Annotated in this window: 25 protein-coding genes; 12 read left to right on the top strand and 13 right to left on the bottom strand. The window is 68.7% G+C overall.

Going from position 1 to position 22,019, the window contains the following annotated elements; all coding sequences use genetic code 11:
* Positions 1–173 precede the first annotated feature (173 nt).
* Positions 174–818: a hypothetical protein gene (locus tag ACQP1O_RS02250; RefSeq protein WP_433564266.1), complete on the bottom strand. Its 645-nt coding sequence runs from the start codon at positions 816–818 to the stop codon at positions 174–176.
* Positions 819–1,261: 443 nt separating this feature from the next.
* Here ACQP1O_RS02250 and carD point away from each other — a divergent pair, with 443 nt between their 5' ends.
* The 6 genes from carD (at position 1,262) to ACQP1O_RS02220 (ending at position 6,111) form a co-directional block, all read left to right on the top strand.
* Positions 1,262–1,750 carry an RNA polymerase-binding transcription factor CarD gene (gene carD / locus ACQP1O_RS02245; protein ID WP_025346809.1) on the top strand — a complete coding sequence of 163 codons (489 nt, stop codon included), beginning with the start codon at positions 1,262–1,264 and terminating at the stop codon, positions 1,748–1,750.
* 2 nt (positions 1,751–1,752) lie between these two features.
* The gene (gene ispD / locus ACQP1O_RS02240; RefSeq protein ID WP_433564265.1) at positions 1,753–2,499 is read left to right on the top strand and encodes a 2-C-methyl-D-erythritol 4-phosphate cytidylyltransferase; all 747 of its coding nucleotides are present in this window, start codon (positions 1,753–1,755) and stop codon (positions 2,497–2,499) included.
* Between the two features lie 14 nt (positions 2,500–2,513).
* Entirely contained in the window at positions 2,514–2,981 is a 468-nt protein-coding gene (ispF, locus tag ACQP1O_RS02235; protein ID WP_433567557.1) for a 2-C-methyl-D-erythritol 2,4-cyclodiphosphate synthase, read from the top strand.
* A gap of 45 nt (positions 2,982–3,026) precedes the next feature.
* Positions 3,027–4,427: a cysteine--tRNA ligase gene (cysS, locus tag ACQP1O_RS02230; protein ID WP_433564264.1), complete on the top strand. Its 1,401-nt coding sequence runs from the start codon at positions 3,027–3,029 to the stop codon at positions 4,425–4,427.
* A 306-nt stretch (positions 4,428–4,733) separates the two neighbouring features.
* On the top strand, positions 4,734–5,717 hold the full coding sequence (gene rlmB, locus ACQP1O_RS02225) for a 23S rRNA (guanosine(2251)-2'-O)-methyltransferase RlmB (protein ID WP_433564263.1): 984 nt from the start codon (positions 4,734–4,736) through the stop codon (positions 5,715–5,717).
* Between the two features lie 115 nt (positions 5,718–5,832).
* Positions 5,833–6,111, top strand: a complete 279-nt coding sequence (locus ACQP1O_RS02220; protein WP_433564262.1) for a DUF4190 domain-containing protein — start codon at positions 5,833–5,835, stop codon at positions 6,109–6,111.
* 37 nt (positions 6,112–6,148) lie between these two features.
* Here the strand turns inward: ACQP1O_RS02220 and ACQP1O_RS02215 are convergent, their stop codons facing one another.
* The 3 genes from ACQP1O_RS02215 to ACQP1O_RS02205 all read right to left on the bottom strand — a co-directional run bounded on the left by ACQP1O_RS02215 (position 6,149) and on the right by ACQP1O_RS02205 (position 9,046).
* Complete coding sequence (locus ACQP1O_RS02215; RefSeq protein WP_433564261.1) at positions 6,149–6,961, bottom strand: enoyl-CoA hydratase/isomerase family protein; 813 nt, start codon at positions 6,959–6,961, stop codon at positions 6,149–6,151.
* Between the two features lie 90 nt (positions 6,962–7,051).
* Complete coding sequence (locus ACQP1O_RS02210) at positions 7,052–8,224, bottom strand: acyl-CoA dehydrogenase family protein (protein ID WP_433564260.1); 1,173 nt, start codon at positions 8,222–8,224, stop codon at positions 7,052–7,054.
* A gap of 78 nt (positions 8,225–8,302) precedes the next feature.
* Positions 8,303–9,046 carry an alpha/beta fold hydrolase gene (locus tag ACQP1O_RS02205; RefSeq protein ID WP_433564259.1) on the bottom strand — a complete coding sequence of 248 codons (744 nt, stop codon included), beginning with the start codon at positions 9,044–9,046 and terminating at the stop codon, positions 8,303–8,305.
* 73 nt (positions 9,047–9,119) lie between these two features.
* Here ACQP1O_RS02205 and mhuD point away from each other — a divergent pair, with 73 nt between their 5' ends.
* The 3 genes from mhuD (at position 9,120) to ACQP1O_RS02190 (ending at position 10,633) form a co-directional block, all read left to right on the top strand.
* The gene (gene mhuD / locus ACQP1O_RS02200) at positions 9,120–9,431 is read left to right on the top strand and encodes a mycobilin-forming heme oxygenase MhuD (RefSeq protein ID WP_364606466.1); all 312 of its coding nucleotides are present in this window, start codon (positions 9,120–9,122) and stop codon (positions 9,429–9,431) included.
* A gap of 216 nt (positions 9,432–9,647) precedes the next feature.
* Positions 9,648–9,842 carry a CbtB domain-containing protein gene (locus tag ACQP1O_RS02195; RefSeq protein ID WP_040854304.1) on the top strand — a complete coding sequence of 65 codons (195 nt, stop codon included), beginning with the start codon at positions 9,648–9,650 and terminating at the stop codon, positions 9,840–9,842.
* Complete coding sequence (locus ACQP1O_RS02190) at positions 9,839–10,633, top strand: CbtA family protein (RefSeq protein ID WP_433567556.1); 795 nt, start codon at positions 9,839–9,841, stop codon at positions 10,631–10,633. Before ACQP1O_RS02195 ends, ACQP1O_RS02190 begins: the two co-directional genes overlap by 4 nt.
* 55 nt (positions 10,634–10,688) lie before the next feature.
* Here the strand turns inward: ACQP1O_RS02190 and ACQP1O_RS02185 are convergent, their stop codons facing one another.
* The 4 genes from ACQP1O_RS02185 to ACQP1O_RS02170 all read right to left on the bottom strand — a co-directional run bounded on the left by ACQP1O_RS02185 (position 10,689) and on the right by ACQP1O_RS02170 (position 12,777).
* Entirely contained in the window at positions 10,689–11,132 is a 444-nt protein-coding gene (locus tag ACQP1O_RS02185) for an OsmC family peroxiredoxin (protein ID WP_433564258.1), read from the bottom strand.
* Between the two features lie 189 nt (positions 11,133–11,321).
* Positions 11,322–11,762 (bottom strand): SRPBCC family protein, encoded by a 441-nt coding sequence (locus ACQP1O_RS02180; RefSeq protein ID WP_433564257.1) that lies wholly within the window; start codon positions 11,760–11,762, stop codon positions 11,322–11,324.
* A gap of 30 nt (positions 11,763–11,792) precedes the next feature.
* Positions 11,793–12,113, bottom strand: coding sequence for a DMT family transporter (locus ACQP1O_RS02175; protein WP_433564256.1), 321 nt, complete (start codon positions 12,111–12,113; stop codon positions 11,793–11,795).
* A gap of 1 nt (position 12,114) precedes the next feature.
* Positions 12,115–12,777: an FMN-dependent NADH-azoreductase gene (locus ACQP1O_RS02170; RefSeq protein WP_433564255.1), complete on the bottom strand. Its 663-nt coding sequence runs from the start codon at positions 12,775–12,777 to the stop codon at positions 12,115–12,117.
* 90 nt (positions 12,778–12,867) lie between these two features.
* Between ACQP1O_RS02170 and ACQP1O_RS02165 the strand changes: the two genes are divergently transcribed.
* On the top strand, positions 12,868–13,470 hold the full coding sequence (locus ACQP1O_RS02165) for a TetR/AcrR family transcriptional regulator (RefSeq protein WP_433564254.1): 603 nt from the start codon (positions 12,868–12,870) through the stop codon (positions 13,468–13,470).
* 61 nt (positions 13,471–13,531) lie between these two features.
* Here the strand turns inward: ACQP1O_RS02165 and ACQP1O_RS02160 are convergent, their stop codons facing one another.
* Together ACQP1O_RS02160 and ACQP1O_RS02155 are read right to left on the bottom strand one after the other, a co-directional pair.
* Positions 13,532–14,380, bottom strand: coding sequence for an ABC transporter permease (locus ACQP1O_RS02160; protein WP_433564253.1), 849 nt, complete (start codon positions 14,378–14,380; stop codon positions 13,532–13,534).
* Positions 14,377–15,273 carry an ABC transporter ATP-binding protein gene (locus ACQP1O_RS02155; protein WP_433564252.1) on the bottom strand — a complete coding sequence of 299 codons (897 nt, stop codon included), beginning with the start codon at positions 15,271–15,273 and terminating at the stop codon, positions 14,377–14,379. The genes ACQP1O_RS02160 and ACQP1O_RS02155 overlap by 4 nt, the downstream gene beginning before the upstream one ends.
* 125 nt (positions 15,274–15,398) lie before the next feature.
* Here ACQP1O_RS02155 and ACQP1O_RS02150 point away from each other — a divergent pair, with 125 nt between their 5' ends.
* Both ACQP1O_RS02150 and ACQP1O_RS02145 read left to right on the top strand, forming a co-directional pair.
* Positions 15,399–16,625 carry a sensor histidine kinase gene (locus ACQP1O_RS02150; RefSeq protein WP_433564251.1) on the top strand — a complete coding sequence of 409 codons (1,227 nt, stop codon included), beginning with the start codon at positions 15,399–15,401 and terminating at the stop codon, positions 16,623–16,625.
* Positions 16,626–16,647: 22 nt separating this feature from the next.
* A complete protein-coding gene (locus ACQP1O_RS02145; RefSeq protein ID WP_433564250.1) occupies positions 16,648–17,310 on the top strand; it encodes a response regulator in 663 nt (220 codons plus the stop codon).
* On the opposite strand, the gene ACQP1O_RS02140 is transcribed toward ACQP1O_RS02145, so the two are convergent.
* The 3 genes from ACQP1O_RS02140 to ACQP1O_RS02130 all read right to left on the bottom strand — a co-directional run bounded on the left by ACQP1O_RS02140 (position 17,267) and on the right by ACQP1O_RS02130 (position 21,797).
* Positions 17,267–18,205, bottom strand: coding sequence for an LLM class flavin-dependent oxidoreductase (locus tag ACQP1O_RS02140; RefSeq protein ID WP_433564249.1), 939 nt, complete (start codon positions 18,203–18,205; stop codon positions 17,267–17,269). The genes ACQP1O_RS02145 and ACQP1O_RS02140 overlap by 44 nt on opposite strands.
* Before the next feature lie 75 nt (positions 18,206–18,280).
* Entirely contained in the window at positions 18,281–19,069 is a 789-nt protein-coding gene (locus tag ACQP1O_RS02135; RefSeq protein WP_433564248.1) for a phytanoyl-CoA dioxygenase family protein, read from the bottom strand.
* Between the two features lie 169 nt (positions 19,070–19,238).
* The gene (locus tag ACQP1O_RS02130; protein ID WP_433564247.1) at positions 19,239–21,797 is read right to left on the bottom strand and encodes an ATP-dependent Clp protease ATP-binding subunit; all 2,559 of its coding nucleotides are present in this window, start codon (positions 21,795–21,797) and stop codon (positions 19,239–19,241) included.
* Between the last annotated feature and the right edge of the window lie 222 nt (positions 21,798–22,019).

Genomic DNA, 22,019 nt, shown 5'->3' with positions numbered 1-22,019 from the left:
TCCGGGCAGGGTTCGCGGCCCTGAGGTCTCGATTCTTCCCTCCTCCGCTCCTCCGCTTCGCTCCCCCGCTCCGCCGGTCCAGAATCGAGACGGCCGCGAACCTGATAGCTGATCGGACAACAGCGCCCGCCCTGATGTCTCAGGGCGGGCGCTGTCCGGCTTCTAGCGGGAGCTCAGTGCTCGCCGCCCTTCTCCTGCTTCGGGGGCTCCTGGCGCGGGTTGTTCGCGCCGGCGTCGACGGGAGTGTTGACGACGACGGTGCCGCCCTCCTTGAAGACGAAGGTCAGCGGGTAGGTCAGGCCCGGGGTGACGTCCTTGGTGAGGCCGGTGACCTCGATCAGGACGGGCTTGGCGTTCGGGTCGGTGACCTTGTCGGAGGCGGGCTCGCCGGCGTTCTGCTCGCGCCCGGCGGCCGCGGAGGCGGCGTCCTTGGCGGTCGGCTTGTCGGCGACGACGGTGCTGGACGGCTTGATCTCGATCTTGTCGGCGATCTTGACCTGGCCCAGGTCGGTGCTGATGCTGACCAGTTCGTCGGTCTTGCTGTCGCTGAGGTTGACGGCACTGAAGGCCAGCACGGCCTTGCCGCCCTTGGCGTTGTTGTACTCCTCGGTCTGCGGGAGCAGGAAGCGCACGTCGCGCAGCGCGATGGAGCCGACATTGGCGGTGTTGCCGTTGACGGCGGCGACCTGGGTGGCGGTCTGCGAGACCTGGCCGGCGCCGCAACCCGACAGCGCGAGCACCGCACCCGCAGCGAGTGCAGCAACTGTCACGGCACGCCGCCGCGACTTCGACGCAGTGGTGGCTTTCAGGGCAGTCACGGGGTCCTCCATGTCGACCGGGCTAACTCCACTATGGAGAGTAGTAGTCAAAGAGAGTAATCCGTCCCTCCCCCCGCTCTACACGCGGGCGGTGTCGCGTGCGCGTGGCGTGAGCCCCACCGCGGCGGCCCGGCGCGGGCGCGGCGTCTCACAGAACGTCCGGGCGGGGGTGTGTCAGGGGCCCTGACAACGATTCGGAGACGACTTTCCGGAGTGATGCATTGATGTTTATGAGAGGGCGCTCGGTCGCGTATGCGAAGTACGCACTCGCATATGCACGCGAACGATGCGATGCGCTATCCCCTTATGCCACAACGGGATGCACACGATTCGCGTTCTGTCAACCCCCGCCGCCGCTCCGTTGTGGCCCTGACCTGCGCCGTTGATCGCGCCGTTACCGAGTCGCATGTTAAACTGTGAACATCGAAAGGGGCACGGGACACATGATTTTTAAGGTCGGAGACACCGTCGTTTACCCCCACCACGGAGCGGCGCTGATCGAAGCTATCGAAACCCGCACCATCAAGGGTGTACAAAAGGAGTATCTGGTCCTGAAGGTCGCACAGGGCGACCTGACCGTTCGGGTTCCCGCAGAGAACGCAGAGTATGTCGGCGTCCGCGACGTCGTCGGCCAGGAGGGCCTCGACAAGGTCTTCCAGGTACTGCGGGCTCCGCACACAGAGGAGCCGACCAACTGGTCCCGCCGCTACAAGGCCAACCTCGAGAAGCTCGCCTCCGGCGATGTGAACAAGGTGGCCGAGGTCGTCCGCGACCTGTGGCGTCGTGAGCAGGACCGTGGCCTGTCCGCTGGTGAGAAGCGGATGCTGGCCAAGGCCCGGCAGATTCTCGTCGGTGAGCTCGCGCTCGCGGAAGGTACCGACGACGTCAAGGCCGAGACCCTGCTCGACGAGGTTCTCGCAGCGGCCTCCTGACCGTGAAAACTACACCCGGCGACGGCAGTCGTGTCGTCGCTCTGGTTCCTGCCGCCGGCATGGGCGTGCGTCTCGGTGAGAACAAGCCGAAGGCGTTCGTCCACGTCGGCGGCAGTCCCATGCTCACTCGGGCGGTCCAGGGGCTGATCGATTCCGGATCGGTCGACGACGTTGTGGTTATGGTGCCCGCCGAACTCGTCGCCGAGACCCGCGCTCTGCTACCCGTTTCCACCGTGCCCGTGCAGGTCGTGGCGGGCGGGGCCGAGCGCACCGATTCGGTGCGGGCCGGTCTCGCGGCCGCGCCCGATGCCACCCTGGTGCTGGTGCACGATGCCGCCCGGGCCCTGACTCCGCCGGCGCTCATCACTCGCGTGGTGGACGCGCTGCGCGCGGGCGCGCGGGCCGTGGTGCCCGCGCTGCCGGTGACCGACACCATCAAATCCGTGGACGCGGCCGGAGCCGTGACGGGTACCCCGGATCGATCCGGTCTGCGCGCCATCCAGACTCCACAGGGCTTCGATGCCGCGCTGCTGCGCGCCGCCTACGCTGTGGGTACACAGGCGACAGATGACGCGGGGTTGGTGGAAATGCTCGGTGCGACCGTTCACACGGTGCTCGGTGACGCCCTGGCCTTCAAGATCACCACGCCGTTGGACCTGGTCCTCGCCAATACCCTTGCCGCGCGCCGTGATACGGCCGACACGGCAGGTGGGCTGGACACGACACGCGAAGCGGTGATCACCCCGTGATGGATCCCATGGCGCTGCGCACCGGCATCGGCAGCGATGTCCACCCCGTCGAATCGGGCCGGCCCTGCTGGATGGCGGGCCTGCTGTTCGAGGGCGACAGCGGCTGTGCGGGACATTCCGACGGTGATGTCGCAGCGCACGCGCTGTGCGACGCGCTGCTGTCGGCCGCCGGGCTGGGCGATGTGGGCGCGGTTTTCGGCACCGGTCGCCCGGAATGGGCGGGCGTGTCGGGCGCGGCCATGTTGAAAGAAGTCCGGCGTCTGCTCGACGAGGCCGGATTCATAATTGTCAATGCGGCTGTACAGGTAATCGGAAATCGCCCGAAAATCGGCCCGCGACGGGCCGAGGCGCAGCAGGTGCTGGGCGAGATTCTGGGTGCGCCGGTCTCGGTGTCCGGCACCACGACCGACGGATTGGGCCTCACCGGCCGCGGCGAGGGCGTGGCGGCGGTCGCCACCGCGCTGCTGTGTTGTCGCGCCTGACGCACCCGTAATCCGCCGATTTCCCAACAGCTAGGATGCTCTGTCGTGACTCTGCGCCTTTTCGACACCGAGACGCGGACCCTGCGTGAATTCACGCCGCTGGTCCCTGGCAAAGCCTCGGTGTACCTGTGCGGCGCGACCGTTCAGGGGGAACCCCACATCGGGCACGTGCGCAGCGGCGTCGCCTTCGATGTGCTGCGACGGTGGCTGGCCGCCAATGATTTCGACGTCGCCTTCATTCGCAATGTCACCGATATCGACGACAAGATTCTGAACAAGGCCGCCGAGCACGGCCGCCCGTGGTGGGAATGGGCCGCGACCCACGAGCGCGCCTTCGACCGCGCCTACGAGACGCTCGGCGTGCTGCCGCCGTCCGGCGAGCCGCGCGCCACCGGGCACATCACCCAGATGGTGGGGATGATGGAGCGGCTCATCGAACGCGGCCACGCCTACGCCTCCGAGGGCAATGTCTATTTCGACGTGCTGAGTTTCCCGGACTACGGAAAACTGTCCGGGCACAAGCTCGATGACGTGCACCAGGGCGAGAGCGCGGGCCAGGGCAAGAAGGATCCGCGCGACTTCACGCTGTGGAAGGCCGCCAAGCCGGGCGAGCCCAGCTGGCCGTCGCCGTGGGGTCCTGGTCGCCCGGGCTGGCATCTGGAATGCTCCGCCATGGCCGAGTTCTATCTCGGACCGGAATTCGATATTCATTGCGGCGGAATGGATCTGGTTTTCCCGCACCACGAGAACGAAATCGCGCAGTCGCGCGCGGCCGGGGACGGATTCGCCCGCTACTGGCTGCACAACGGCTGGGTGACCATGGGCGGCGAGAAGATGTCCAAGTCGCTCGGCAATGTGCTGTCCATTCCGAATGTGCTGGAACGGGTCGGGGTGCGCGCGGTCGAGCTGCGCTACTACCTGGGCAGCGTGAGCTACCGGTCCATGATCGAGTATTCCGATCAGGCACTGACCGAGGCGGCCGCCGGATACCAGCGGCTGGAGGCCTTCGTGCTGCGGGTGGCCGAGCGCACGGGTGAGGTTCCGGTCGGCACCTGGACCCCGGCATTCGGTGACGCGCTGAACGACGACCTCGGAGTTCCGCAGGCACTGGCCGCGATTCACGGCGTGGTGACCGAGGGCAACAAGGCGCTCGACGCGGGTGACCTCTCGGGCGCGCGGATGCTGGCCGGGCAGGTCCGGGCCATGCTGGGCATTCTCGGTGTGGATCCGCTCGACGAGCACTGGGCCGCGCCCGAAGACAATTCCGCCGCCATCGCAGCACTCGATGTGCTGATCGGCGCGGAACTGCAGCGTCGGCAGCAGGCGCGCGCCGACAAGGACTGGGCCACCGCCGACGCGGTCCGCGACCGGCTCTCGGCCGCCGGAGTCGAGGTCACCGACACGCCGCGGGGCGCGGAATGGTCCCTGGCAAAGGAGAAGAAGTGAGCGGTTCCGCATCGGCGGAACCCGGGTCACCCGAATACCGCGCGGGCTAGCTCGCGCGGTGTGGCGGAGCGCACCGAATTCGGGGTGGCGGCCCAGCGTGGGGCACAATTCGTAGCATCCCTCCGGCAATGCCGCGCGGCTCGTGGCCGACCGGAGGCGCTGCTCTGGGGCAGCGCGAAGTTCAGACAGGGGCGCAGCCGTTCGCTGCGCCGACCGGAGGCAGGTTTCCCGCATGATCGACCGTGAGCGGGTTCGTCCCGCGGCCGGGCCGAGGCGGGATACCCGCGAGATACGGAAGGCGAAGTGATGGCAGGCAATTCCCAGCGACGCGGGGCGACACGCAAGGCAGGCAGCAAGAAGGGGCAGACCGTCGGCTCCGGCGGGCAGCGCCGCCGCGGACTCGAGGGCAAGGGCGCGACGCCCAAGGCCGAGGACCGGGTCTATCACGTCGCGGCCAAGCGCGCCAAGGCGAAGGCCAAGGCCCAGTCGACGGCCGCCACCACCCGGTCGCGCAATGCCGCCCGGCCCATCGCGGGCCGCAAGGACAACGAGGGTCCGGAGCTGGTGCTCGGCCGCAACCCGGTGGTGGAGTGCCTGCGGGCGGGCGTGCCGGCGACCGCGCTGTACGTCGCCAATGGCACGGAGAACGACGATCGCCTCTCCGAGGCCGTGAAGACGGCCGCCGAGATCGGTATCTCGATCCTGGAGGTGCCGCGCACCGACCTGGACAAGATGAGCCACAACGCCATGCATCAGGGCATGGCGTTGCAGGTGCCGCCGTACAAGTACGCGCATCCGGACGATCTGGTCGACCGGGTGCACAACGCGGGCGAGCCGGCGCTGCTGGTGGCGCTGGACAATATCTCCGATCCGCGCAATCTGGGTGCGGTCATCCGCTCGGTGGCGGCCTTCGGCGGGCAGGGTGTGGTGATCCCCCAGCGGCGCAGCGCCAGTGTCACCGCGGTGGCGTGGCGCACCAGTGCGGGTGCCGCAGCACGGCTTCCGGTCGCGCGGGCCACGAATCTGACTCGCACGCTGAAGGATTGGGCGAACAAGGGCTACCAGATCGTCGGCCTCGACGCGGGCGGCGACACCACCCTCGACGAATTCGACGGCAGCGCACCGACGGTCATCGTGGTCGGCTCGGAGGGCAAGGGCTTGTCGCGCCTCGTGCGCGAGACCTGCGACTCGATCCTGAGCATTCCGATGGCGGGTCCGGTCGAGTCGCTCAATGCCTCGGTGGCGGCGGGCGTGGTGCTGGCCGAGGTGGCGCGGCAGCGCCGGGCCTGATTCGGTCGCCCGACCATCACCTTGCCGGGGCTCTCGAGCCTCGATAACTAAGTGGCGCAAGCGAACACCGCGCGTCAGCCTGCCGCCACGGGGCTTCCGCCCGTAAACTCGGGCGGTGGTCTTCGATCAGCCGCCCCTCGGATCCCCTGTCGAGCACGAGCATGCGACGGCCGTCCTACTGCTGGGTGCGCTCAGCGTGTTCTGTTGCGGCGCGCTGGGTCCCATCGCCTGGGCGCTCGGACGGCGCGCACTGAACGAGATCGAGGCGGGCGAGGGCCGCTTCGGTGGCCGGGTACAGGTCCTGGTGGGCTATGTCCTCGGCGTCCTCGGGACCTGCCTGATGGTGGTCTTCGGCTGCATCTTCCTGCTGATAGCCATCAGCGGGCGGGCCTAGCCCAACGGCCCCGATCAGGCTCAGCCGAACGGCTTGATCAGTCGAGACCGGGCCGATGCTCGCCACCCGTCACGGCATCCCAGGCGGGCCATTCGCCGCTGACGCTGCCGGTCCACTTGGGCGGGCGGCGGTCCTTGAGGGCCGCGACGCCCTCGCCGCCATCGGTGCTCTTGGCGACGTAGTCGTTGAGCTCGGTTTCCAAGCGGCCCACGGTTTCCGGGGGCATGGTGGGGGCCTCCCACAGCAGGCGCTTGGACAGGGCCACCGGGAGCGGGGCCGAACCGTGGGCAATGTCGTGGGCCACCTCGAGGGCGGTGGGCAGGACCTCGGCGGCGTGCAGGCACGCGTTGGCGATGCCCAGGTTGTAGGCCTCGTCGCCGTCGAAGGTGCGGCCGGTGAGCAGCAGGTCGGCGGCGCGGGCGCTGCCGATCAGCCGGGGCAGGGTCCAGTGCGCGAACCCGTCGGCGAGCGCGCCGCGGCGAACCTGGTTGAGCGCGTACACCGCATCGCGGGCGACATAGCGCAGGTCGCACTGCAGCGCGATCTCCAGGCCGATGCCCACCGCGTGCCCGTTCACCGCCGCGATGACCGGTTTCCGGATCCGGAACGGTGGCGGATCGATGAGGCCGTTGACCTCGCCGACCTTCAGCGACAGGTCCGCGCCCGCGCAGAACGCGGGTGGGGTCCCGGTGATGACGACCGCGCCGATGGCGTCGTCTTCGTCGCAGCGGCGCAGCGACGCCCCGAGCTCCGACGCCATGGCCGGGGTCAGTGCGTTCTGCTGGGCGGGCCGATTGAGCGTGAGCACGGCGATGCCGCCGGAAACGTCCACGTGCAATTCCGAACTCATGCTGGAAGATTATGCCCTGCGCTTCACAACAGGCGGGGTTCGTGGCGGTATGGCCTGCGAGCTGGTCGTACTACCCGTCGGAGAGCGGTTTCATCCCCGCAGGATCTGCCGCCCGATGGCGTACTTGTGCACCTCGGTGGGGCCGTCGTAGAGCCGGAAGGCGCGCATGTCGCGGAAGATCATCTCGACCACGGTCTCGTCGGAGATGCCGATGCCGCCGAGCACCTGGACGCAGCGGTCGGTGACCTTGAACAGCTCCTCGGAGACGTAGGACTTGGCGATGGAGGATTCGTGGCGGGCCTTGTGGCCCTGGTCCATCAGCCAGCACGCGTGCCAGATGGTGAGCCGGCACTGGTGCAGCGCAATCTCGTTGTCCGCCAACATGAACGACACACCCTGGTGCTCGCCGATGGGCTTGCCGAATGCGGTGCGGGTCTTGGCGTAGTCGACGGCGATGGCCTGTGCCCGCTCGGCCGCGCCCAGCCAGCGCATGCAGTGGGTGAGGCGAGCCGGGGCCAGCCGCAACTGGGCGTAGCGCAGCGCCTGACCGGTCTCGCCGAGCACGGATTCCCTGGGCAGCACCAGGTTGTCGAAGCGCACCACCGCGTGGCCGCCGACGTAGTTGCGGTCCATGGTGTTCATGACGCGTTCGATCACGATCCCGGGCGCGTCGCCCTCGCAGAGGAACAGGGTGGGTCCCTCCGGCAGGTGCGGGTTGGCGGCCAAGCGCGCCATGATGATCCACGTCTTGGCGCCGTCGGCGCCGGTGATCAGCCACTTGCGGCCGTTGATGGTGAAGTTGTCGCCGTCGAAGGTGGCCTCGGTGGCGAGCTGGTTGGGGTCGGAGCCGGCGCCGCCCGGCTCGGTCATGGCGAAGACGCTGCGCTGGTGGCCGTCGATCACCGGCTGCAGGAAGCGTTGTGTCTGTTCCGGATTCGCGATCTTGGAGAGCAGGAACATATTGCCCTCGTCGGGCGCGGCGCAGTTCATGGCGACGGGGCCGAGGGTGGACCAGCCGGCCGCCTCGTACAGCACGGCCTGCTCGATGTGGGTCAGGCCACGCCCGCCCAGCTCCACCGGGGCCTGGATGGTGAGCAGCTTCTCGGCGCGGGCCAGCTCGACCAGCTCCTGCCGCAGCTCGTCGTCGGGACCGTGCGCGGTCAGGCGCGGATCACGCTCGAAGGGCACGATCTTGTCGATGACGAACTGGCGAACCCGATCACGTTCGGCAGCAAGGTCGGCGGGAATCGAGAAGTCGATCATCTTTGGTCACCATCCGTCAGGAGTCGTGGTCGAGCCGAGCATACGACGACCACCTCACTCGACTGCAGGCGCCCGCCATCAAACGAGGACGCGACGCAGGAAATCCTCGACCTCGGCCCGGTAGGCGGCGGGTTGATCGTCGTGGACGAGGTGGCCGGCGTCGGGGATGACGACGTGACGGGCATCCGGGTGGAGCGCGGCCATCTCGCGCATCTGCCCCGGCGGGGTGATGGTGTGCTCGCCCTCGATCAGCAGGGCCGGGACGGTGACGGATTTCCATTGCGCCCAGAAATCGCGCGTACCCCACTCCTCGGAGATGTCCCGGAAGGTCGGGACCTCACCGTGCAGGCGGTAGCCGTCGGCGCCCTGCCGGAACGAGTCGAGGAAGTAGCGTCCCGCGACCGGGCCGAAGAATTCCAGCACGGCCCGCTCGTCCGGAAACGGTTGCGGCCAAGCCGAAATCACGGCCGCCCAGTTCTCCGCGGTGCGTCCCTGGAAGTCCGGCGCCATGTCCTCGACCACCAGTGCGCGCACCCGCTCCGGATGCGCCGCGGTGAACATCCACGCGTGCAGTCCGCCCATCGAATGCCCGATCACCACCATGGGTTCGGCGATGTCCGAGGTCGCCGCGGCCAGATCGGCCACGAACGCCTCGGTGGTGAGCTCGGCGGGCGCGGGACGCCCGTGCCCGGCGGCATCGAACGTGTACACGTGCCCGAATTCGCGCAGCCAGGGCAGCTGGGCCCGCCAGGTCCGGGCGCTGCCCATCAGTCCGTGCAGCAGCAGGATGGGCGCGCCGGCGCCGCCTTCGTCGTACAACATCGCCTCGACCATGTGTTCCGAGTTGGTTATCGCCTCGAACGATACGGCGCGGGCGCGGAGTACATTCGCACCCATGGCAGTCGTCAAGATCAACGCAATCGAGGTTCCCGAGGGCGCGGGCCCCGAACTGGAGAAGCGCTTCGCGCACCGCGCGCACGCGGTGGAGAACTCGCCGGGTTTCCTGGGTTTCCAGCTGCTCCGCCCGGTTTCCGGTGACAACCGGTATTTCGTTGTCACGCAGTGGGATTCGGAGGAGTCCTTCGCGGCGTGGCGGGACGGCCCGGCACGCGAGGCGCACGCGGGCGAGGCACGCAAGCCGGTCTCCACCGGCGCGTCGCTGCTGGAGTTCGAAGTCGTCCTGGATGTGCCGGGCAAGAACGCCTGATCAACGCGGCCGGGCACGTGTTGACGCAGGGCCAACGGGGATGTCACTCTTCGAAGTGCAATAAGCGACGGTGACGCGTAACCCGGTGTGATTCCGGGGCGGTCGCGCCACTGTAATACCGAGCACCAGCCGAGTCCGGCGGGCGCTGGGAGAGCCAGACACCGGCACCGTCGTATCCGTTTCGACGGGGACGCGAAATCCCCCAGGAGGACTCGAATGGCCATCGTCCACAACCCCAGCCGGGGCGGCGACGCGCTCACCGCGTTGCTCGTCTCCGCGGGCGTCGTTCTGCTCGCACTGCTCACGCTGTACCTGGTCGGATTCGATCAGGGTGCCATTTCGCGCACCGGTATGTACATGCACGAGCTCATGCATGACGGACGGCACCTGCTGGGCGTCCCGTGTCACTGAGCGAATCCCGATCACTTCAGGGTTCTCTCACTACGCTCCTGCTGCGTGGCTTGCTGGCCGGCGTGATCGCCGGCCTGCTCGCGGCCACCGTCGGTTATTTCGTCGGTGAGCCCAAGATCGACACGGCGATCAGCATCGAGGAATCCCATTCCAAGGCCGAGACTTCCGGCGACGGACACGCGCACGAGCAGGCCGAGGGCTCCGGGCATTCGCACGGGGACGAGGAACAGCCGCTGGTGAGCCGGACCGGGCAGAAGGCAGGTCAGTTCCTGGCGCTCGGACTGTTCGGGCTGGCCGTCGGAGCCATTCTCGCCACGGCCGCGAATGTCGCGCGGCGTTTCACCAGTTTGTCGGGACCGCGGCTGGGCCTGGCCCTTGCGGGCGGCGGCTGGCTGGCCATCGTGGCGGTGCCGTTCTTCAAGTACCCGGCCAACCCGCCCGCGGTGGGTCAGCCGGACACCATCAATGAGCGCACCTGGCTGTGGTTCGCGTCCGTGCTGCTGGGCTTCGCGGCCGTGGGTGCGGGTGTCTACGTCTACAGGGTACTGCGGAAGCAGCTGGACTCGGTGCGCCTGATCGGTGCCGCGGCGGCGTTCGTGCTGGTGGCGGCGATCGGCTATATCGCGCTGCCGGGTATCAACGAGGTGCCGTCGGACTTCCCGGCGACCCTGCTGTGGCAGTTCCGGGCCACCTCGCTGGCCGAGACCGGCACGCTGTGGCTGACCCTCGGCCTGGCCTTCGCCGCGCTCACCGAATACGCGGATCGCGTTCGGGAGCCGGCGGTTTCGTAAGGCCCCGGCCGCAGAGGTTCCCGGCTGACGACAGCGTCAGCCGGGAACTCGCGAGTTACGCCTCGAAGGTGGCATCCAGCTCGATGGTGTCGACGCCCGCCAGTGCCTTGGACACCGGGCAGCCCGCCTTGGCGGCCTCGGCGGCGGCCAGGAAGCCGGCCTCGTCGATGCCCGACGCCTTGCCGACCAGGGTCAGCTTGATCTTCGAGATACGGAAGCCGCCGGCCGGGTCCGGGCCCAGGGTCACGTCGGCGGTGATGTCCAGGCTCTGCGGGGTGCCGCCGGCATTGCCGATCTGAGCCGACAGCGCCATGGCGTAGCAGGAGGAGTGCGCGGCCGCGATGAGCTCTTCGGGGCTGGTGGTGCCGTCGGCCTCGTCTGCGGTGCGCTTCGGGAACGAGACGTCGTATTTGCCGACGCCCGAGCTGACCAGCTCGACCTGACCGGAACCGTCCTGCAGGCCGCCGGACCAGGCGGTACGCGCGCTACGTGTAGGCATCACTGTCCTTTCGGTGTCTGATTGCCCTCCGCTTCGCTGCGGGCGGGTTCGCGGCCCTGGAGGTCTCGATTCTTCCCTCCCTCCGCTCCTCCGCTTCGCTCCCCGCTCGACTCAGTCCAGAATCGAGACGGGCCGCGAACCTTCGGGTGAGGTTCATCCGGTGATGGACTTGCCGGACGCTTGCAGACTCTATACCGCGGCAGCGCTCCGCCGGTCCCACTGCTGCAACACATTTGGCCAGGATTGCTCGTGCCGGTCTCGAGTGGCGGCGTTCGGGAAGCCGGCGTGGGTGAGGAGCACCGCGGTGCCCGCGCCGTGCGCCGAAAGCTCCAGGGTGACCACGGTTTCCGTGCCCTGGGTGCCGTCGGTGACCCAGGTCAGTTCGACCAGCCGGTCGGGTTCCAGGCGCAGGAATCTGCCGTAGTGCGGGTGGCCGCCGCCCGCGGTGAAGAAGAACGGCTGGTTCACCGCCGGGCGCATGAGGATCGACCCCGGGTCGGCGAACCAGAGTCCGAACTGCTGGGTGCACTGGCGGTAGAGCTCGGCGGGCGAGGCGGCCATGATGCGTTCCGCGACCAGGAAGAACGGTCGCGCGGCTAGGTCGGGTGGCCGCAGGGGCGCAACGTCCATGGGGCGCGACGATACCGCCCCGGCCCGCGCTCACCCGGGATTGGTGACCCGAGCCAGCACGATGCCGCCGATGATCATGGACAGCGCCAGCACCCGGCCCGCGCTCACCGGGTCCTTCTGCACCACGATGCCCAGCCCGATCGCGCCCACCGCGCCGATGCCGGTGAAGATGGCGTACGCGGTGCCCACCGGCAGCGACTGCAGGGCGTAGGACAGCAGGTACACCGCGACCGCCGCGAGCACGAAGCACAGCAGGGTGGGCAGCGGCTTGGTGAAATTCTGGGTCGGCTTGATGGATTGCGACCACGCGATTTCCACCATGCCGGCCAAACCCAGGACGAGCCAGTTCATTTCAGTACTCCTTGCCCAGGGTGCGGGCCGTGGCGAGCGCGGCGGCGTACGAGGCGTCGTGCTCGTCGCGCAGATGGGCCAGCGCCGGGTCCCGGCGCGAGTTCACCAGTTCGGCATTGACGAAAACCGTGTCGTCGACGGCGAAATGGCCCGAGAAGAAGTCGCGGAGGTAGCGCTCCTGATAGTCGTAGACCGCCTTCGGCGCGCCCGGCGAGTACGCACCTCCACGCGCGGTGACGACCACGAATCGGGTGGGGGCCAGCGACATTCGCGGGAAGGTGATCTGATCCAGCCACGCCTTGAGGCTCGCCGGAATCGAGTAGTTGTACATCGGCGTGCCGATCAGCACGACATCGGCGGCGCGGACCTCGGCCAGCAGTGGCTCGACGATCTCCCAGGCCCGCTGCTGCGCAGGGGAATCCACCAGCTCGGCCAGGCGGTCGAGGTCGGTGCGACCGTGGGCCAGCACCCGATCGCACAGTTCGGTCCAGCCCTCGCCGATGAACGGGATCGGTTCGGCGGCCAGGTCACGGTGGACGTAGGCGGCGCCGGGGTGTTCGGCGCGCCAGGCGGTGGCGAAGGCGGCGCTCAGCTCACGGCTGACCGAGGTGCGGCGGGCGCTGGCGTCGAGGTGCAGCAGGGCGGTCATGATCGAAGCTCCCATCAAATGGACGTTGTGTCCGTTTACTTCTCCGACAGTAGGCCCAAACCGGACGGATTGTCCAGTTATTTCCCGAGGGCTACAGTGAGCTGCATGAACACCCCCGGCCTCCCGCTGCTCAACGACCGGCCCGCGCCCGCCGAGCGCGCCGACGCCGCCCGCAATCGGGCCAAGGTGCTGGCCGCCGCCGCGGAACTGTTCGCCGGGCGCGACCCGCGCACGGTCACCATGGACGACATCGCCAAGGCGGCCGGAGTCGGGCGGGGGACGCTGTACCGGCGCTATCCGGACGTGGGATCCATCGCCGTCGCGCTGCTCGACGAGCATGAGCGGGCACTCCAGGAGCAGCTGCTGCGCGGCGAGCCACCGCTCGGGCCGGGCGCGCCGCCCGCCGAACGACTGGCCGCGTTCTACGCCGCGATGGTCGAATTGCTGGACACCCACGCCCATCTCGTCCTCGGTGCGGAGACCGGCGGTGCGCGTTTCCGCACCGGGGCCTACCAGTTCTGGGCGGTGCACGTGCGGGCGCTGCTCACCGAGGCCGGTGTGTCCGAACCCGATTCACTCGTGGACCCGCTGCTCGCACCGCTCGCCGCCGAGGTGTACCGGCATCAGCGTGAACGCGGGCTCGGATCCGGGCAGATCGCCGCGGGCCTGGCGAAACTCGCACACGGCGTCCTGGATCCGGCGGGCTGACACGACGCCACGACCGCTCACCGGGTGGGTGAACGGCCGCATCGCGCGGTATTCGCCTGTCTCACACCATGTCACGGCGTCGGATCAGCCAGATCGTTCCGCCCGCGAAGACGACGACGTACGCGGCCAGCACCAGCAGGGACTCGCCACGGCCCAGCACATCCAGGACACCGGGGGTGGCCGGGCCGCCCACCGTGCGCAGGGAACCCGCCAGCGAGCCGGCCGCCGTGCCGGGAAGATGGTCGGTGACGGCCCGGATGGGCGCGAAGATCGCCGCGACGCCGCGCAGCAGGTTCTCCACCACCAGCACCCACACCAGGCCCAGGCCCACCGCCAGCGCGGGACCCCGGGCGACCGCCCCGATCAGCGCGCCGGCCAGCGTCCACATGCCCAGAATGGCGGTGCCGGAAGCGATTCCGAGCAGCATCCGGCCCGCCGAGGGCAGCGCCAGGGACTGGCCCCGGGTGCCGGCGATGAGCGCGGCCACGCCGGTATCGATCACGAAGGCGGCCAGCACCAGCGCGACCACCGTCACCGCCAGGCTCAGCACCACCGCGCCGATCACGTGCACCCGCGAAGGTCCCTGTGTGAGTGCGGTTTTCCAGCTGCCCCAGCCGTAGCCGCCGCCCACCGCGAGCGCGCCCAGCACCAGCATGAGCGCCCCGCCGAACATGGCCATGCCCTGCGTGAACACCTCCGGTACGGCCGCGGGCAGCATCTGCTGCAGGAGCAGCTCACGCGGCAGGCCATTGGACATCCGGGTGGTGCTGCCGGTGGTGTAGGCCAGGTAGTTGAACAGGTAGACGAAGGTGAGATTCAACAGGATCCAGGTGCCGAGCACGATCCAGAAGGCGGGCCACTTGCGCAGCCGCAGCAGTTCGGCCCGGGTGCTGGCCAGTAGGTCGGTCATTTCGCCGTCTCCGTCATCTCGAAAAAGACTTCTTCCAAGGACTTTTCGTCGGTGCGCAGCTCGAGCAGCTCCGCCCCCGCCTCGATGACCGCGCGCGCCACCACGGGGGCGTTCGCGGCCCCGGCGTCGACGCGAATACCGTTGGCGGTCATCAGCGCCGACCGCTGCCCCACCACCGCGCGCACCGCCGGGAAGGCCACCTCCAGCGGCTCCGCGCGCACCAGAAGCGAGGCGGTGCCACGCAATTCGCGTACCGTCGACTCGACCAGCAGTCGCCCGCCGGAGATGACGCCGACGCGATCACAGATCTCCTGCACCTCGCTGAGCAGGTGGCTGGACAGCACGACGGTGTGCCCGTCGGCGGCGAGTCCGGTGATGAGCTCCCGCATCTCGGCCATGCCCGCCGGATCCAGGCCATTGGTGGGTTCGTCGAGAATCAGCAGGTCGGGGTGGCCCAGCAGGGTGGCCGCGACACCGAGGCGCTGCTTCATGCCGAGCGAATAGGTGCGGAACCGGTCCTTGCCGCGGGCGCTGAGGGCCACCCGGTCCAGGGCATCGGCGACCGCGTCGTCGCCGACACCCCGGTAACGGGCCAGGACGCGCAGATTGTCCCGGCCCGACAGGTAGGGGTAGAAGCCGGGGCCCTCGATGAGAACGCCCGTGCGGCGCAGGGTTTCGGGGTCGCCGGGCTGCCGGCCGAGCACGGTCGCGCCGCCGGACGACGGACGGATGAGACCGACCAGCATGCGCAGCGTGGTGGTCTTGCCCGCGCCATTGGGACCCAGGAAACCGTAGATCTCACCGCGGCGGACACTCATGCTCACCGCGTCCACGGCGGTGTGGGAGCCGTAACGCTTGGTCAGCCGATCGGTGACAACGATCACTTCGTTCATGGGCTCAACGATCCGCCGCCTCGGACGGGAAAAAATCCGTCGCGACGCGCGATCCGGCGTACGTATCTGGACGTATTTGGCCGCGACACACTGCCGCTGCCCGCAGACGGCGCTACGGTGCAGCTATGGACACACGCGGGGGAAGGCTCGGGCGGCGCGACGTGCTCCCGGCGCTGGCGGTGGGGGCGATACAACTCGGCTTCGGGACCCTGGCCAATCATCATCAGACCGGGGTGCGCCAGCTCGATTCATACGGATATGCGCTGCTCATCGCCGGTCCGGCACTGCTGGTACTGCGCCGGCGCCGGCCACTGGAAGTGTTCTACGCGACACTGGCCGTGGCGGTCGCGTACCTACTGCTCGGTTACGGTTACGGGCCGATCTTCGTCTCGCTCATCGTCGCCTTCCTGACCGCCGCTGTCCTCGGATCCCGTTGGTACACCTACCCGTTCGTGGCCGCGGGCTACCTGCTCATGGTGTGGCCGGTGCCCGGCTGGCGCGGGTACCACACCGGCGCCTGGCAGGAATTCGGTTTGCTCGCCTGGCTTTTCGTACTCGCCGCAGCGGCCGAGGGCATCCGGCAGCGGCGCGCCGCGGTCATCGCGCGGCGCCAGCGCGGCGAGGCGGCCCGCCGTGAGGAAGAGGCCGAGCGCGAACGCGAACAGGCCCAGCGCGCACTGGAATCGGCCGAGCGGGAACAGCGGGTCACCGAGGAGCGCCTGGCCATCGCCCGCGAACTGCACGACGTGCTCGCGCACAGCCTGTCCCTGATCAATGTGCAGTCCTCGGTCGCGCTGGAACTGCTCGACCGCAAGCCCGAACAGGCCGCCACTGCGCTGGCCGCCATCAAATCCGCCAGCAAGGACGCGCTGGGCGAGGTGAACGCGCTGCTGCGCTCCATTCGCGGCGGCACCGCCACCGTGACCGCGCCGACCGCACCCACCATCGGCATCACCGACCTCGACAAGCTCACCGGACCGGCCCGCGCCGCCGGGCTGGAGGTACACACCATGGTGACCGGTGGGCCGCGACGGCTGCCGGCCGTGGTCGACGTGGCCGCCGCCCGGATCGTGCAGGAGTCGCTCACCAATGTGGTCCGGCACGCGCCCGGTGCGAGCGTCCTCGTCACCGTGCACTACGCGGCCGAGCGGCTACAACTCACCATCGACAACACCCGGCCCACCCGGCAGCCCGCGCCGCAGTCGCCGACCGGCGGCCACGGCATCACCGGCATGACCGAACGCGCCCACGCCCTGGGCGGGCAACTGTCCGCGGAACCCAAGGCGGACGGCGGATTCCGGGTGAAGGCCCGACTGCCCACCCACCTGGCCCGATCCGAACCGGTTGTGTGAGTGACGAATTGGAGGACGTTCCATGCCCATCCGGGTGGTGATCGCCGATGATCAGGCGCTCGTGCGCGCGGGCTTCGTGGCGCTGCTCGGCGCGCAGGAGGACATCGAGGTGGTGGGCGAGGCCGACACCGGCGCGCAGGCCCTCGACCTGGCCCGCGAATTCGTGCCCGATGTCGTACTGATGGACATCCGCATGCCGGTCCTGGACGGCCTCGCCGCCACCCGCGCCATCGCGTCCGATCCGGTCCTCGCCGCGGTGAAGGTCGTCGTCCTGACCACCTTCGAACTCGACGAATACGTCTTCGAAGCCATGCGTTCCGGCGCCACCGGCTTCCTCGTCAAACACACCGAACCCGCCGACCTGGTCAAGGCCGTGCGAGTGGTCGCAGGCGGTGACGCGCTGCTCTCCCCCAGCGTCACCCGGCGCCTGGTCGCCGAATTCGCCGCACACGCCAAACCCGCGCCCGCGGCGGAGTTCTCCGAACTCACCGACCGCGAACGCGAGGTCATGACCCTGGTCGCCGAGGGCCTCACCAATGCCGAGATCGCCGATCGCCTCTACATGAGCCCCGCCACCGCCCGCACCCATGTCAGCCGGATCCTGGTGAAACTGGGTGCGCGCGACCGCACCCAGCTCGTCGTCATGGCCTATGAATCCGGTCTGGTCCGACCGGGCTGGCAGTAGCGCCGAACTCGGCGACCGCCGGGATCACCTCGCGGCCCAGCACCCGCAACGGCTCCAGGTCGTCGACACCCGCCACCCGGCCGATGACGAGGTCGATCCCCATGTCCGCCAGCCACTTCAGCTGCCCCAGCACCTGGCCGACGCCGCCTCCGCCCGGGCCCGGATCGAAAGCGAAGGCACAGCTCTTGCGAATCTCGCGCGGATCGCGGCCGATCTCCGCGCACAGCCGGTCCAGCAGCGCGATCTTGGCCGGCAGGTCCGGGCCGGGCCGCAGGCTCGCCACATCCGCGTAGCGCGCCACCAGCGGCAGGGTGCGCCGCTCCCCGTCCCCGCCGATGAGCACGGGCGGATGAGTGCCGCCCCGCGAATTCCGCACCGCCTGCGGGGCGTTCAGCGGGCGCTCCACGTGAAAATGCTTGCCGGGCACTGGTTCCGCACCGCCCCGCTCCCCGGTCCACATGGCCCGGCAGATCCGCAGCGTCTCCTCCAGCATCTCGTAGCGGTCGCGCAGCGGCGGGAACGGCAGGCCGTAACCCTCCACATCCCCTGTGGAGGTGCCCGCACCGATCCCCAGCCAGGCCCGGCCGCCGGACAGCACGTCCAAGGTGGTGACCAGCTTCCCGAGCATGGCCGGATGCCGATAGTGCACCCCGGACACCAGTGCGGTCAGCTCCACCCGCGACGTGTGCGCGGCGATGAACGACAGCGTCGAATACGCCTCCAGCGCATTCTGTTCCACACGGCCCAGCCATGGGCTCTGCCAGAGATGGTCACCCACGGCGATGACCGAGAAACCACTGTCCTCGGCCGTGCGGACCACCTCCGCCAGCCGCGATCCGATCCGTTCCGAAGGGGTGTCCAGGGCGAAGTTCGTCAGATGCAATCCGAGTTCCATGACTCCACCCTCCGCCCGGCGGCGGCGCGAAACATCCGTCCGGAGACCACATCCCGGCTACGCCTCGGCGCGTAGTCAGTGCGCGGCCCCGAGCGCCAGCCCGCGCCGAATGGCCCGTTCCACTGCCGAATACGCGCCGTCCGGGCGGTCCAGCACGCACGGCTCGCGCAGCAGCAGCGGCGGCTGGGCCATGAACTTCGGGCGGCCGACGCGATTGGGCTGGGCGGCGTGCACCAGGAAGGGATGGCAGAGGTAGACATCGCCGGCCCGTCCGGTCGCGACGGCCTCGGGGAGATCGGCCGTGGCGGTGTAGAACTCGTGGAGGTCGAACATGGTGGTGCCCGCCTCGCCGAGCGGCTCCAGCACCGGCGCCAGCCGCAGGTGCGAGCCGACCCGGATACGCGTCGGGGCGTCATCGACGCCGACATCGGAGAACAGGAACAACATCAGCAGGGCGCGGCCCTTGGAGTGGATGTTCAGGCGCCAGCTCAGGTAGTCGTCGGGCGCGGCGTCGCCGGGAAAGCTCACGTCGACGTGCCAGCCGTCGTCGCCCGGGGGCTCCGGGCTGGGGAATCGAATCGGCCAGCTGCCCAGGGTTTTCCGGGGGAACCAGCGGCCCGGACCGACCAGTTGATCGAAGGCGGTGAGCAGCGGCGGTGCAGTGACCGCCCGCGCGAAGGGCTCCTGGGCGTGGTCCCACAGCCGGATGACCGGCTGGGTCCAGGTCGACGGATCCTCCGGGTCGCAACCGGTTGCGCGCCAGAGGATCTCGCGGCCCGCGGCGGCCGTCTCGGCGGAGAAGGCGCCCTCGACCTTCACGAATCCCTCGGTGATGAAGTCCTCGATCTGTGTCTCGGAGAGCATGCTGTCGCCCTTTCCGCGCCCGGTCCCTCCGGACAGCTATCCGAGCATGGGTGATACCAGGATCGCGCCGCCACCGAATTTCTCGCCCGGGCAAACGAAAAGCCCCGCCCTCCCGAAGGAGAACGGGGCTTTCGTTGTCGCTGAGCCTATTCGACCCGAGGCTGAGCCTTTACTCGCCCGAGGCGGAGGCCGGAGCCTCACCCGCGAGGGCGGCGACCGGCTTGTCCTCGGCGCCGGAGTCCGACTTCTTGGTCAGCTTGGCCTTCGGCGTGAAGGTGAACTTGGCGTTCTCGCCCTGGCCTTCGCCATCCCAGCCCTCGACGTCCACCACCACGATCTGACCGGCGCCCAGTTCGCCGAAGAGGATCTTCTCCGACAGCTGGTCCTCGATCTCGCGCTGAATGGTGCGACGCAGCGGGCGGGCGCCCAGGACCGGGTCGAAACCGCGCTTGGCCAGCAGGCTCTTGGCCTGTTCGGTCAGCTCGATCTCCATGTCCTTGTTCTTCAGCTGGTTGGCGACGCGGCCGATCATCAGGTCGACCATCTGGATGATCTGGTCCTGAGTGAGCTGGTGGAACACGATCACGTCGTCGATACGGTTGAGGAACTCGGGCCGGAAGTGCTTCTTCAGCTCATCGTTGACCTTGAGCTTCATCCGCTCGTAGTTCGAGCCCTCGTTGTTCGACTGCGCGAAGCCCAGACCCACGGCCTTCGAGATGTCCGAGGTACCGAGGTTCGAGGTGAAGATCAGCACCGTGTTCTTGAAGTCGACCGTGCGACCCTGACCATCGGTCAGGCGGCCGTCCTCGAGGACCTGCAACAGGGTGTTGTAGATCTCCTGGTGCGCCTTCTCGATCTCGTCGAACAGCACCACCGAGAACGGCTTGCGGCGCACCTTCTCGGTGAGCTGGCCGCCCTCCTCGTAGCCCACGTAGCCCGGAGGGGCACCGAACAGGCGCGAGGCGGTGAAGCGGTCGTGGAACTCGCCCATGTCGATCTGGATGAGCGCGTCGTCCTCGCCGAACAGGAAGTTCGCCAGCGCCTTCGACAGCTCGGTCTTACCGACACCGGACGGACCGGCGAAGATGAACGAGCCCGACGGACGCTTCGGGTCCTTCAGACCGGCGCGGGTGCGGCGGATGGCCTTGGACACGGCCTTGACCGCGTCCTCCTGGCCGATGATCCGCTTGTGCAGCTCGTCCTCCATGCGGAGCAGACGGGTGGTCTCCTCCTCGGTGAGCTTGAACACCGGGATACCGGTCCAGTTGGCCAGCACCTCCGCGATCTGCTCGTCGTCGACCTCGGCCACGACGTCCAGATCGCCTGAGCGCCACTGCTTTTCGCGCTCGGCCCGCTTGGCGACGAGCTGCTTCTCCTTGTCGCGCAGGCGCGCGGCCTTCTCGAAGTCCTGCGCGTCGATCGCGGACTCCTTCTCCCGGCGCGCCTCGGCGATCTTGTCGTCGAACTCGCGCAGGTCCGGCGGCGCGGTCATCCGGCGGATGCGCATGCGCGCACCGGCCTCGTCGATGAGGTCGATCGCCTTGTCCGGCAGGAAGCGGTCGTTGATGTAGCGGTCCGCGAGGGTGGCGGCAGCGACGAGAGCGCCATCGGTGATCGAAACCCGGTGGTGTGCCTCGTAGCGGTCGCGCAGACCCTTGAGGATGTTGATGGTGTGCTCGACCGTCGGCTCGCCCACCTGGACCGGCTGGAACCGGCGCTCCAGGGCGGCGTCCTTCTCGATGTACTTGCGGTACTCGTCGAGGGTGGTGGCGCCGATGGTCTGCAGCTCACCGCGAGCCAGCTTGGGCTTCAGGATCGAGGCCGCGTCGATCGCGCCCTCGGCCGCGCCCGCACCCACCAGGGTGTGCAGCTCGTCGATGAACAGGATGATGTCGCCGCGGGTGTTGATCTCCTTGAGCACCTTCTTCAGGCGCTCCTCGAAATCACCGCGGTAGCGGCTGCCCGCGACCAGGGAACCCAGGTCGAGGGTGTACAGCTGCTTGTCCTTGAGTGTCTCCGGCACCTCGCCGTTGACGATGGCCTGGGCGAGACCCTCCACGACGGCGGTTTTACCGACGCCGGGCTCACCGATCAGGACCGGGTTGTTCTTGGTACGGCGGCTCAGCACCTGCATCACGCGCTCGATTTCCTTCGAGCGGCCGATGACCGGGTCGAGCTTGCCCTCGAGGGCGGCCTGGGTCAGGTTGCGGCCGAACTGGTCCAGCACCAGCGAGGTGGACGGGGTGCCCTGCTCGCCGCGCGAACCGGAACCCTCGACCGGCTCCTTGCCCTGGTAACCCGACAGCAGCTGGATGACCTGCTGGCGCACCCGGTTCAGGTCCGCGCCCAGCTTGACCAGCACCTGCGCCGCGACGCCCTCACCCTCGCGGATCAGACCGAGCAGAATGTGCTCGGTGCCGATGTAGTTGTGGCCGAGCTGCAGCGCCTCGCGCAGCGACAGCTCCAGCACCTTCTTGGCGCGCGGGGTGAACGGAATGTGACCGGACGGGGCCTGCTGGCCCTGGCCGATGATCTCCTCGACCTGCGAACGCACACCCTCCAGCGAGATGCCAAGGGACTCCAGCGACTTCGCCGCGACGCCCTCGCCCTCGTGGATCAGGCCCAGCAGGATGTGCTCGGTGCCGATGTAGTTGTGGTTGAGCATCCGGGCCTCTTCTTGGGCCAGGACAACGACCCGCCGCGCGCGGTCGGTGAACCTCTCGAACATCGCTCCCTCACTCTCCTGCTCCGCCATCACTGGCATCCGGCGCTTCAGACCCTGTGCTGCCCTTCTGGTCGCCAGCCTGCCATGAAGCCCTGGGGTTGCATCCCCCGCCTCCACTCTAGTTGCCGGGGGTCACGCACGTCGTCCGTCCACCCTATTGCGAACCGGCGACAGTACGACTCATTCAGTCATAACGGGGCAGTTGCGCGGACCGTTTCCATCCGC

The sequence above is a fragment of the Nocardia sp. CA-151230 genome (assembly GCF_050942175.1).
Lineage (GTDB): Bacteria > Actinomycetota > Actinomycetes > Mycobacteriales > Mycobacteriaceae > Nocardia.
Note: the sequence above shows the minus strand (reverse complement) of the source record. Positions and strands in the feature narration are given on the sequence as shown.

Excerpts from the sequence above, each read along its gene's own strand:
- ACQP1O_RS02185 (WP_433564258.1), bottom strand. The coding sequence starts at position 11,132 with ATGCCTACACGTAGCGCGCGTACCGCCTGGTCCGGCGGCCTGCAGGAC.
- ACQP1O_RS02165 (WP_433564254.1), top strand. The coding sequence starts at position 12,868 with ATGAACACCCCCGGCCTCCCGCTGCTCAACGACCGGCCCGCGCCCGCC.
- ACQP1O_RS02210 (WP_433564260.1), bottom strand. The coding sequence starts at position 8,224 with ATGATCGACTTCTCGATTCCCGCCGACCTTGCTGCCGAACGTGATCGG.
- ACQP1O_RS02155 (WP_433564252.1), bottom strand. The coding sequence starts at position 15,273 with ATGAACGAAGTGATCGTTGTCACCGATCGGCTGACCAAGCGTTACGGC.
- mhuD (WP_364606466.1), top strand. The coding sequence starts at position 9,120 with ATGGCAGTCGTCAAGATCAACGCAATCGAGGTTCCCGAGGGCGCGGGC.
- ACQP1O_RS02205 (WP_433564259.1), bottom strand. The coding sequence starts at position 9,046 with ATGTTGTACGACGAAGGCGGCGCCGGCGCGCCCATCCTGCTGCTGCAC.
- ACQP1O_RS02175 (WP_433564256.1), bottom strand. The coding sequence starts at position 12,113 with ATGAACTGGCTCGTCCTGGGTTTGGCCGGCATGGTGGAAATCGCGTGG.
- ACQP1O_RS02180 (WP_433564257.1), bottom strand. The coding sequence starts at position 11,762 with ATGGACGTTGCGCCCCTGCGGCCACCCGACCTAGCCGCGCGACCGTTC.
- ACQP1O_RS02150 (WP_433564251.1), top strand. The coding sequence starts at position 15,399 with ATGGACACACGCGGGGGAAGGCTCGGGCGGCGCGACGTGCTCCCGGCG.
- rlmB (WP_433564263.1), top strand. The coding sequence starts at position 4,734 with ATGGCAGGCAATTCCCAGCGACGCGGGGCGACACGCAAGGCAGGCAGC.
- ACQP1O_RS02160 (WP_433564253.1), bottom strand. The coding sequence starts at position 14,380 with ATGACCGACCTACTGGCCAGCACCCGGGCCGAACTGCTGCGGCTGCGC.
- ACQP1O_RS02140 (WP_433564249.1), bottom strand. The coding sequence starts at position 18,205 with ATGGAACTCGGATTGCATCTGACGAACTTCGCCCTGGACACCCCTTCG.
- ACQP1O_RS02215 (WP_433564261.1), bottom strand. The coding sequence starts at position 6,961 with ATGAGTTCGGAATTGCACGTGGACGTTTCCGGCGGCATCGCCGTGCTC.
- ACQP1O_RS02195 (WP_040854304.1), top strand. The coding sequence starts at position 9,648 with ATGGCCATCGTCCACAACCCCAGCCGGGGCGGCGACGCGCTCACCGCG.
- carD (WP_025346809.1), top strand. The coding sequence starts at position 1,262 with ATGATTTTTAAGGTCGGAGACACCGTCGTTTACCCCCACCACGGAGCG.
- ACQP1O_RS02145 (WP_433564250.1), top strand. The coding sequence starts at position 16,648 with ATGCCCATCCGGGTGGTGATCGCCGATGATCAGGCGCTCGTGCGCGCG.
- ACQP1O_RS02130 (WP_433564247.1), bottom strand. The coding sequence starts at position 21,797 with ATGTTCGAGAGGTTCACCGACCGCGCGCGGCGGGTCGTTGTCCTGGCC.
- ACQP1O_RS02135 (WP_433564248.1), bottom strand. The coding sequence starts at position 19,069 with ATGCTCTCCGAGACACAGATCGAGGACTTCATCACCGAGGGATTCGTG.
- ACQP1O_RS02170 (WP_433564255.1), bottom strand. The coding sequence starts at position 12,777 with ATGGGAGCTTCGATCATGACCGCCCTGCTGCACCTCGACGCCAGCGCC.